This window comes from Lacrimispora sp. 38-1 (assembly GCF_049890855.1).
Classification (GTDB): domain Bacteria; phylum Bacillota; class Clostridia; order Lachnospirales; family Lachnospiraceae; genus Lacrimispora.
This window is the reverse complement of record NZ_JBANEW010000046.1, coordinates 49,258-58,572: the sequence shown is the minus strand read 5'-3', so window position 1 is coordinate 58,572 and position 9,315 is coordinate 49,258. Positions and strand designations below refer to the sequence as shown.

10 protein-coding genes are annotated in these 9,315 nt (G+C 42.9%); 8 read left to right on the top strand and 2 right to left on the bottom strand.

Annotation, left to right across the window (positions count from 1 at the left end):
* The first annotated feature begins 235 nt into the window (after positions 1-235).
* A complete protein-coding gene (locus tag V7D18_RS10370; protein WP_426154059.1) occupies positions 236-676 on the top strand; it encodes an NUDIX hydrolase in 441 nt (146 codons plus the stop codon).
* Positions 677-1,033: 357 nt separating this feature from the next.
* Positions 1,034-2,359: an aspartate--tRNA(Asn) ligase gene (gene aspS / locus V7D18_RS10365; protein ID WP_426154057.1), complete on the top strand. Its 1,326-nt coding sequence runs from the start codon at positions 1,034-1,036 to the stop codon at positions 2,357-2,359.
* An 80-nt stretch (positions 2,360-2,439) separates the two neighbouring features.
* Here the strand turns inward: aspS and V7D18_RS10360 are convergent, their stop codons facing one another.
* Positions 2,440-3,018, bottom strand: a complete 579-nt coding sequence (locus tag V7D18_RS10360) for a class I SAM-dependent methyltransferase (protein ID WP_426154055.1) — start codon at positions 3,016-3,018, stop codon at positions 2,440-2,442.
* An 18-nt stretch (positions 3,019-3,036) separates the two neighbouring features.
* Positions 3,037-4,845 (bottom strand): aminotransferase class I/II-fold pyridoxal phosphate-dependent enzyme, encoded by a 1,809-nt coding sequence (locus tag V7D18_RS10355; protein ID WP_426154053.1) that lies wholly within the window; start codon positions 4,843-4,845, stop codon positions 3,037-3,039.
* A gap of 207 nt (positions 4,846-5,052) precedes the next feature.
* Between V7D18_RS10355 and V7D18_RS10350 the strand changes: the two genes are divergently transcribed.
* From V7D18_RS10350 to V7D18_RS10325, 6 genes are read left to right on the top strand one after another with little or no spacing between them, the layout of a single operon-like run.
* On the top strand, positions 5,053-5,460 hold the full coding sequence (locus V7D18_RS10350; RefSeq protein WP_288827246.1) for a Fur family transcriptional regulator: 408 nt from the start codon (positions 5,053-5,055) through the stop codon (positions 5,458-5,460).
* 23 nt (positions 5,461-5,483) lie between these two features.
* Positions 5,484-5,795 carry an AraC family transcriptional regulator gene (locus V7D18_RS10345; protein WP_426154051.1) on the top strand — a complete coding sequence of 104 codons (312 nt, stop codon included), beginning with the start codon at positions 5,484-5,486 and terminating at the stop codon, positions 5,793-5,795.
* 55 nt (positions 5,796-5,850) lie between these two features.
* Positions 5,851-6,807, top strand: coding sequence for a metal ABC transporter substrate-binding protein (locus V7D18_RS10340; protein ID WP_426154049.1), 957 nt, complete (start codon positions 5,851-5,853; stop codon positions 6,805-6,807).
* Positions 6,808-6,826: 19 nt separating this feature from the next.
* Positions 6,827-7,534 carry a metal ABC transporter ATP-binding protein gene (locus V7D18_RS10335; protein ID WP_426154047.1) on the top strand — a complete coding sequence of 236 codons (708 nt, stop codon included), beginning with the start codon at positions 6,827-6,829 and terminating at the stop codon, positions 7,532-7,534.
* On the top strand, positions 7,521-8,327 hold the full coding sequence (locus V7D18_RS10330) for a metal ABC transporter permease (RefSeq protein WP_117416245.1): 807 nt from the start codon (positions 7,521-7,523) through the stop codon (positions 8,325-8,327). The genes V7D18_RS10335 and V7D18_RS10330 overlap by 14 nt, the downstream gene beginning before the upstream one ends.
* A gap of 22 nt (positions 8,328-8,349) precedes the next feature.
* Positions 8,350-9,312 carry a CobW family GTP-binding protein gene (locus tag V7D18_RS10325; protein ID WP_426154045.1) on the top strand — a complete coding sequence of 321 codons (963 nt, stop codon included), beginning with the start codon at positions 8,350-8,352 and terminating at the stop codon, positions 9,310-9,312.
* Positions 9,313-9,315 lie beyond the last annotated feature (3 nt).

Sequence of the window (9,315 nt, the reverse complement as noted above, 5' to 3'; positions counted from 1 at the left end):
CCTTTTTTAATATAAAAAACCTTATAATTTTAAAATTAACACATCTGTTTACTAGGTTTTAGTATACTCAAATGATACTCATTATCTGGATCATTAATATAATCAGATATCATTATAACGATTTTTTGGAAATTTACTATATCTAAATTTTACCATTTTTATACTTTTGCCATCATTTATTTCATGGTATGATGAAAGTAGTTTAAAGGAAACAGGAAGGAAACAGGAATTCGGGATGACAAAGGTGAAATTTTATGATAAGGCAGAAGATGAAAAGCTGAAATTTGCAGTAATTATTTCCCAAAATCAGGGAAAATGGGTTTTTTGCAGGCATAAAGACAGGGACACATACGAAGTGCCTGGAGGACACAGAGAGGCTCTTGAGAATATAACAGAGACTGCAGGGAGAGAGCTTAAGGAAGAGACTGGTGCAATGGAATATGAACTGACTCCGTTATGTGTATATTCCGTTTGCGGTGAGACGAGAGATGGAGAGTGTTTAGAGGAAGAAACCTTTGGAATGCTTTATTATGCAGAAATTTATTCCTTTGAAGGAGAGCTGCATCATGAAATCGCAGAAATAATCATGACGGAGCAGCTGCCTGAACACTGGACTTATCCACACATTCAGCCAGTACTGATGGAAAAGGCCAAAGAACTGGGATTCATTGTATAAGAAATTGCATTTGACATGTTTTATTATCTGTGATAATCTGTTTACTATTAATATAAAGCAGAGGTGGCTATGATGAATCGTAATCAACAATTTTCCATGTTGAACAGGGACGACGATTGATAGCGCTTGTATCTTTGAGTAATCATAGGTGCAGGCGCTTTCGTTGCTGTGCCTATGTGGAAAGAATTATAATTCTGAACCGCATTGGTGGATGGTATTGATCCGTGTGGTTCTATTTTTTTACCCATACGGGCAATCATGAGAGGTGGTGATCGTGTGGGGCATATGGATGATGTCCTTATGGATGGAAAGGGACCGTTTTAATCTTGTATCCCATAAATCCTGGAGGAAAAAATATTGAAGAATATTGTTGGAACTATAGAGAATGAAACTATAGAAGCTGAGAATCTGAACAGTCATCTTGGTGAAAAGATAAAAATTCATGGAAGCATCTATAAAATAAGAAAAATGAGCGGGTTTGCATTTATCCTGCTAAGAACAAAAAGAAAAGTGGTCCAATGTATTTACAGCAGAGAATATTCCGTGTTTGAGCTGGAAGACCTGTCCGAAGAGTGCTGCGTGACTGTAACAGCACAGGTCATCCCGGAGGAACGGTCTAAAACAGGTTTTGAGCTTCAGCTGCTGGATATGGAAATCTTATCAAAGCCGGTTCAGCAGATTCCCATTGTTATTAATAATAAACGGGTGGATACTTCCCTGGAAAATCTCCTGAATTTCAGACCAGTGACTCTGCGTAATGAAAGAGAACGGGCTATATTTTTATTACAGGAGGGAATCACTCTGGGAATCCGTGAATTTCTGAAACAGGAGAATTTTACAGAGATCCATTCTCCGAAAATTGTTCATGCAGGTGCCGAAGGAGGAGCCAATATCTTCCGCTTCGATTATTTTGGCAAGGAGGCATATCTGGCTCAAAGTCCTCAGTTTTATAAGCAGATGATGGTGGGTGTCTATGAACGGGTTTTTGAGATTGCACCGGTATTCCGGGCTGAAAAGCATGATACTTCCAGACACCTTAATGAATATACCAGTGTGGATTTTGAAATGGGATATATCAGAAACTTTGAAGATATTATGGAAATGGAAACAGGAATGCTTCGTCATGTGATGGAAGTGCTGAAAGCCGGTTATGAAGAGGAACGGGGGATTTTAAACGTAAAACTACCTTATATAAAGGAAATTCCGGCAATTAAATTTATGGAGGCGAAAGAGCTGATTTCTAAAAAATTCAACAGACCAATTGCGGACTATGATGACTTTGAGCCGGAAGAGGAAAAATTACTTTCTCAGCTCATAAAAGAAGAAACAGGAAGTGACTTTGTATTTGTTACTCATTATCCCAGCAGGAAAAGGCCATTTTATGCCATGGACAGTGAAGAGAATCAGGAAGTAACGGAAAGCTTTGACTTACTGTTTAAAGGTCTGGAAATTACGACCGGAGGCCAGAGAATTCATTCTTATCAGGAGCAGTTAAATAAAATGAGAAGCCGGGGAATGAATACAGATTTATTTGAAAGCTATCTTATGATGCATAAATATGGTATGCCGCCTCATGGCGGTCTGGGCCTGGGGCTGGAGCGTTTTACAGGAAGACTGCTTGATCAGGATAATGTGCGCCTGTCTTCACTTTTCCCAAGAGATTTAAACCGGGTGACGCCGTAAGTCAGTCCCTGGAATCACTGTTTTATAAGCCCCGATCCTTAATCAGACGGGGCTTATAAAAACAGTTTCTTCTATAATTATTAAATGTGGCGGTAAATTGCATTAAAACGGTCACTCCTGTAAGGATCGTAGAAACCGTCGCTGATTTCCCAGCCCTCAAATTCATCCTTTGTAAAAAGTAGATGTTCTTTGCGGTGGGAACGAATGGGGAGTTCGCCGATGAGCACGCTTTTTCTGGCAACTCGTAACAGCTCGCTTGTTGCTTTTTTTGCATATTCCTTATCGTCAAAATAGAGATAAACTCCGTAGCAGATCACCTTGTCAAAGGAATGATCTTTAAATGGTAAATCTGCAGCTTCTCCGGTCAATACGGAATTATGAAGTATTTCAATATGTTTTTTGACCAGTGTGTGGGAATAATCGATACCTGTGTAGTCACAGTCTAAGTATTGGGCAATTGCACCTGCACCGCAGCCTACTTCCAGAACTTTGTCACCTTTTCGAATATCCAGCCGTTTTGTAATCTGACGGGCCACTTCCTCCATATCCACCTGAGTTGCTTCGTAGCCGTCAAAGGAGAGTAAGTCTTTTCCTTCTGCCTTTCCTTTTCTCACCCAGATCTGTTTCCATGTTTCGTTTGCTGTTTCCTGTGCATTCATTTTAATTACCTCCTGAAATTATCGTAATATATGTTTTAAAGAGTCGCATAGACGTTTATTATCCTCTTTGGTTCTCACTGCGATCCGGATGCACTCTCTGCCTTCCATTCCCGGTTTATGGGAGAGATCCTTCACAAGAATGTTGTAGCGGTTTAAAAGCAGTTCGGAAATCTGATGGGCAGAGCAGCCGTCCTTTACTTCGCAGAGAATGAAATTAGCCTGGGACGGGTATAAAGTCAGCTGTCTTATGAAACCCAGCAGTCCGTACATCTCATTTCTCGTCTCCTGAAACTGCTTTAATGCATCATGGTAATCCCCCTGATACTTTTCAAATATCTGAAGAAAATATTCCGCAAGAGAATTGATGTTCCAGATGGGAAGCTCTTTGCGTACAAGAGCGATAATATCCGCATTGGCACAGGCCATGATTCCAAGCCGCAATCCCGGTACACCATAGGATTTTGATATACTTTTCATGAGCACCAGATTCTGGTTGGCGTTTAACAGCTCCGGTGTCATAAGAGACGGCGATTCTTCCTTATCTGAAAAATCCAGAAATGATTCATCCAGAATCAGCAGAGCGTTTCTTTCATCGCAGAACCGGGCGAGCTTAAGAACATCTTCTTTTTTTATGTAATTTCCCGTAGGATTATCCGGATTCACTAAAACAAGAGCGTCGATTTCCTTATCACTGTAAAAATCCATGAGATCCTGTGCCGTATAAGTGAAATCCCTGGTGGGAATGGTATACGGGATAGCAGAACCAGCGCAGTTTTCATATTCCGAGAAAGAAGGACGGAGAACGCCAACCGGTTTTTTAAAGCTGCGAAGGAGGGGCTTGATCAGTTCCGTGGCTCCATTTCCTGTTAATACCTGGTTTTTATCAAGTCCCAGAGACTTTGCGGCAAGGAGATTGTTGATATCCAGTCCCGAAGGATAGCTGGTTGTGAGAATTTCAAAACTGGCCTTGATCTCTCCCATGAGACGGCTGTTAGGGAAATAGGGATTTACCAGATAGCAGAAATCCAACAGTCCCGGATAACGCCAGTATCCTCCGTACCGCTCAGACAGGCGGAGCAGTCTGCTTTGGGAGTCTGTGAAAATGGATTCTGCAATATCCAAGTCCTGTTCGTCATCGATTTCGTACCAGAAGCCATTTTCCAAACGGGAGGCTTTTAAATCGTGATCATCCAGAAGGGAGATGACTTTCAGTACCTGCTCATAGTAGGCGTTATTTCCTAATGCTTTACTGTATGCCTCTAAGAAGGGAACATAATGGGTGGAGGAGAAGTTCTGGCTGAATTTGTATATGTTAACCGTTTTATAGTAGGAATGAATGTCTTCAAAGCGGAAGTCTTTTCTGGTTAAAAACTTCATGATATTATCCTGCTGGTCAATGAGTACCACCGTGCCGTCCATCCAGCTTTCAAAGGGAGCGGTCAGAGCCAGATTGGGACGGGGGTCCTTAATGATCTGGGTTAATACCTCCTGTTCAAATATCAGGTCTGATTCCAGAAGCAGAGTGTCATCTTCCAGGAGATACTCCTTGGCCAGATAAAGTGAGTAGATGTTATTGGTTGTTTCATAAACCGGATTATCAATAAAAACTACCGGAGTATGAAGGGAAAGGGATTCCACAAAGGAACGCAGAAGTTCCCCCTTGTGACCAGTCACCAGTATGATCTTTTCCAGATCATACTGGTCAAGCTGCTTTAACATTCGTTCAATAAGTGGAATTTTGTTGACGGGTACCATACATTTGGGCTGATGCTCGGTTAACTGTTTCAGACGCCGTCCCATACCGGCAGCCAGGATGATTGCTTGCATAGGCTCCTCCTTTTTGTTCAAAAAGTAAAATATTTCTAAATTTATGAACATAATAGCAGTTTAAAAACTCATTGTCAAGAGCCAAAAGAGGTAAAAGATGAATTTTCTCAATGGAAACAGAAAATGGTTTTCGAATTCGCCTTGACATTTAATGGAAGAGTGCTATAATATGAAAATGATTTCTGATTTCGAAAATAGGGGATGAATATGGCAGAACGTGGAAGATACCGGACCAGGCAGCAGGAAATGATTGTCAGCTGCTTAAAAAAACAAAAAGAAATATTCTGTACAGTGGAAGAATTTATGGAAAGTCTTCGAAAGGACGGGATTCATGTAGGACAGACTACGGTATACCGTGCCCTGGAACGTTTATGTGAGGATGGAGTGGTTGTGAAAATTCCGTCTGTTGACGGGTCGAAGGCCCAGTTTCGATATATTGGTGAGGAAATAAACCGGAATGTGGGAAAGCTGGTCTGTTTAAAATGCGGATCCATGATTCCCTTAGAATGCTCCAGACTGGATGAATTTTACCGCCATATCCATGAAGATCATGGATTTAAGCTGGACCAGAAGCACATGGTGCTTTATGGCTATTGCAGCGGTTGCCAGCAGTAACAACAGGCAGGAAAGGATTTATTATGAAAGGCAGATTAAATTTAAGACAATGGGCAGCCCTTGTGACAGCTTTCATTCTCATAATGGTTTTATGGGGCTCATCGTTTTTTGTATTCACCCACCTTTCCCACGAATGCACAGGCAGACATTGCAGAGTCTGTCACGAGCTTGAGATATGTATTTCGGCAATCAGCGTTATTTCTGAGGCAATCGGAACAGCTGCAGTGGTGGCTGTTTCCTGCCAGATTACAAACTATACAGTGCTGCCTTATTTTGCAGGACGTTTTCTGTGTCCGGTCTCTCTGGTGGATTTAAAGATCCGTATGGATAATTGAATAGGATGATACATACAGGGATCAGAAATAAATAAAAAACCGGAGGATTTTATAAATGAATAAGACAAACAGAACAATGAAAGCAGTCCTTTTTACAGCTGCAGTTTCTGCAGCACTGTTATCAGGCTGCGGACAAAAAAAGGAAGCAGATAACAGCGGAAAGCTGAGTGTTATGGCAAGCTTTTATCCAATGTATGATTTTGCCGTGAAAATAGGCGGCGATAAAGTAGATGTTACCAATATGGTTCCTGCAGGAACAGAGCCTCACGACTGGGAACCGGCAACAAAGGACATCACAAGCCTGGAAAAAGCGGATGTATTTATATACAGCGGAGCCGGAATGGAGCACTGGGCGGAGGATGTGTTAAAAACTCTTAAAAATAAGAATCTGACTGTTACAGAGGCATCTTCGGGAATCACTTTGATGAAGGGGCACGAACATGAGGAGGGGGAAAGCCAGGAAGCTGAAAGTGAGGAACATGAGCACGGAGAGTTTGATCCTCATGTATGGCTGAGCCCGGTTAACGCGAAGAAAGAGATGGAAAATATCAAGGATGCCTTTGTAAAGGCAGACCCTGAGAATGAAGCATACTACCAGGCTAATTATGAAACCTATGCCGGTAAATTTGATGAACTGGACAAGAAATTTAAAGACACCCTGTCTCCGCTGCCAAACAAGTCGGTGGTAGTTGCCCATGAGGCATTCGGATATCTTTGCGATGCTTATGGACTGACTCAGATGGGAATTGAGGGACTGACACCGGATTCAGAGCCGGATCCTGCAAGAATGGCCGAAGTCATAGATTACGTAAAGGAAAATAAGGTGAAAACCATATTTTTTGAAGATCTGGTCAGCCCGAAAGTGGCGGAGACCATAGCAAAAGAAACCGGCGCAAAAACAGAAGTTTTAAATCCTTTAGAAGGACTGACGGATGAGCAGTTAAAAAATGGGGATGATTATTTTACCGTTATGGAGAAAAATCTCACCGTCTTAAAGGAAGCGCTGGAATAAAAAGAACAGGAGTAAGCATGTGAACGCGATTGAAATGAAAGGACTGACATTTTCCTACGGAGGAACACGGGTTTTAAACGGAGTGGATCTAACCGTTCCCCAAGGCGGTTTTGCCGCACTCACCGGTGATAATGGAGCGGGTAAGAGTACGCTGATCCGGATACTTTTGGGAGAGCTGTCTTTAACCGGAGAGGCAGGAAGCTTTAAGCTGCTGGGAAAGGACATCCGTCAGTTTTGTGACTGGAAAGAAGTGGGCTATGTTCCCCAGAACGGAATGGATACCTATAAGGACTTTCCAGCTTCCGTTGAGGAGATCATTCAGGCGAATTTGTACAGCCAGATCGGGCTGTTTCATTTTGCAGGAAAAAAAGAGAAGGAAAAAGTGACGGAAGCGCTCTGCGAGGTGGGAATGGAATCATACAGAAAGCGCCTGATCGGAAAGCTTTCAGGCGGACAGCAGCAGCGGGTTTTGCTGGCGAGAGCCCTGGTTAACAGGCCCCGTCTTCTGATTCTTGACGAGCCGACCACCGGTGTGGATGAAAAGAATACGGAAGAGTTCTACCGCCTGATAAAGAATTTCAATCGCGATGATCATATGACTGTTTTTATGGTAACACATGACCGGAAACGGCTGGCTGGATTGGCAGATACCATCTTTCGGCTGGAGGATGGAGTAATGAGACAAATAACAATCCCAGGGGAGGCTGACTGTGATGGAGATCTTTAATTATGCTTTTATGCAGAGGGCCTTTGTGGTGGGAATCCTGCTTGCAATGGTAATTCCCTGTATTGGTGTCGTGATTGTATTAAAAAGACTTTCCATGATTGGAGATGCGCTTTCCCATACTTCCCTTGCAGGAGTTGCCTTCGGGCTTATTATGGGGATCAATCCGGTAGCCGGAGCCGTGGCAGCCTGTATCATGGCCGCCCTTGGAATCGAGGCCATACGGAGAAAGCTGCCCCGTTATTCAGAAATGTCCATTGCGATTATCATGTCTGCAGGAATCGGTCTGGCAGGTGTACTTTCCGGTTTTGTGAAGAATTCTGCCAATTTTAACAGCTTTCTGTTTGGCAGTATTGTAGCAATCAGCGATATGGAAATGTTTCTGGTGATTGGAGTGTCCTTAACGGTCCTCCTGCTGTTTTTACTCCTTTATAAAGAGCTGTTTTATATCGCGCTTGATGAGAGGAGCGCCAGACTTGCCGGAGTTCCGGTGAAAATAGTGAATTTTATATTTACCGTGTTAACAGCAGTTACAGTCTCCATAGCGGCCAGGACCGTAGGAGCATTAATTGTTTCTTCCATGATGGTAATTCCCACAGCCTGTTCCATGCAGTTTTCAAAAAATTACAGGCAGACGGTTCTTTATGCCATTGGTTTTGATGTGATATTTATGATAATCGGTCTTTTTGCGGCCTATTATCTGGGGTTAAAACCGGGAGGAACCATTGTTTTAGTGGGGGTCGTTTTTCTTCTGCTTATATTTATTGGAAAGAAGCTGCTCGGAGTGAAAGGCTAGGTCACGATAAGGAGTAGATAAGATGATAGATTTGTATATCATATCCGGCTTTCTGGGGGCAGGTAAGACCACATTGATTCAGACGATGGTCCCCGCTGTTTTTCAGAACCGGAAGGTTGTAGTGATTGAAAATGATTTCGGAGATGCCGGAATCGATGCGGAGCTTTTAAAAGGTGACAGTTTAATTGTGACCAGCTTAAATTCAGGGTGTATCTGCTGCAGTCTGACCGGAGATTTTAACAGAGCCATGGGACAGATTGCAGAGGAATATGGGCCTGATGTGATTTTAGTGGAGCCGTCCGGAGCGGGGCGGCTGTCGGATATTATTAAGGTATGCATGAACCGGAAGGACATTGTGAAGATCCGTCGCTGCATTACTGTGGTGGATGTGATGAATTTTGATAAATACAGAGAAAATTTCGGAGAAGTGTTTATCAACCAGATTCAGTTCGGTGATTTAATTCTTTTAAGCCATATAAGCGAAAGAGCAGGAGAGACAGAAGACGTCATGGGGAAAATCAGGAAACTGAATTCTGAGGCCAGAATTGAAGCGGATTTCTGGGACAGCATTCCTGCAGATGTATTTCGTGAGGGGAACCGGGTAACTTTGGCGGAGACCTTACAGCAAGAGCTTAAAAAGCCCGCCGCTTTGAACAGGAAGATCCGTTCCGGCGGAAAGGGAGAATCTGCCGTGCGTCCCCTGTTTCATTTTGCCAGAGAGATCTTTTCATCGGTTACCTTTGAGTGTGATGAACTTCTGTCAGAAGCCGAACTGAAGGTGAAAATTAACAGGGTAACCGGGCAGGCAGATGGAATGATTCTCAGAGGAAAAGGGATTGTGAAAGGTCCAGAGGGAAGCATTTCATTTCATTACATACCCGGTATGCTTAAGATTCAAAGTTACCGGGGAGAGGGAAACAGTGTGTGCTTCATAGGAACAGGAATAAAGGAACAGCAGATTATTACATTGTTTAAAGGAGAATGACGC

Bases quoted from the DNA above. Each gene is read 5' to 3' on its own strand.
- V7D18_RS10370 (WP_426154059.1), top strand. From the start codon at position 236: ATGACAAAGGTGAAATTTTATGATAAGGCAGAAGATGAAAAGCTGAAA.
- V7D18_RS10360 (WP_426154055.1), bottom strand. From the start codon at position 3,018: ATGAATGCACAGGAAACAGCAAACGAAACATGGAAACAGATCTGGGTG.
- V7D18_RS10355 (WP_426154053.1), bottom strand. From the start codon at position 4,845: ATGCAAGCAATCATCCTGGCTGCCGGTATGGGACGGCGTCTGAAACAG.
- V7D18_RS10350 (WP_288827246.1), top strand. From the start codon at position 5,053: ATGGCAGAACGTGGAAGATACCGGACCAGGCAGCAGGAAATGATTGTC.
- V7D18_RS10345 (WP_426154051.1), top strand. From the start codon at position 5,484: ATGAAAGGCAGATTAAATTTAAGACAATGGGCAGCCCTTGTGACAGCT.
- V7D18_RS10340 (WP_426154049.1), top strand. From the start codon at position 5,851: ATGAATAAGACAAACAGAACAATGAAAGCAGTCCTTTTTACAGCTGCA.
- V7D18_RS10330 (WP_117416245.1), top strand. From the start codon at position 7,521: ATGGAGATCTTTAATTATGCTTTTATGCAGAGGGCCTTTGTGGTGGGA.
- V7D18_RS10325 (WP_426154045.1), top strand. From the start codon at position 8,350: ATGATAGATTTGTATATCATATCCGGCTTTCTGGGGGCAGGTAAGACC.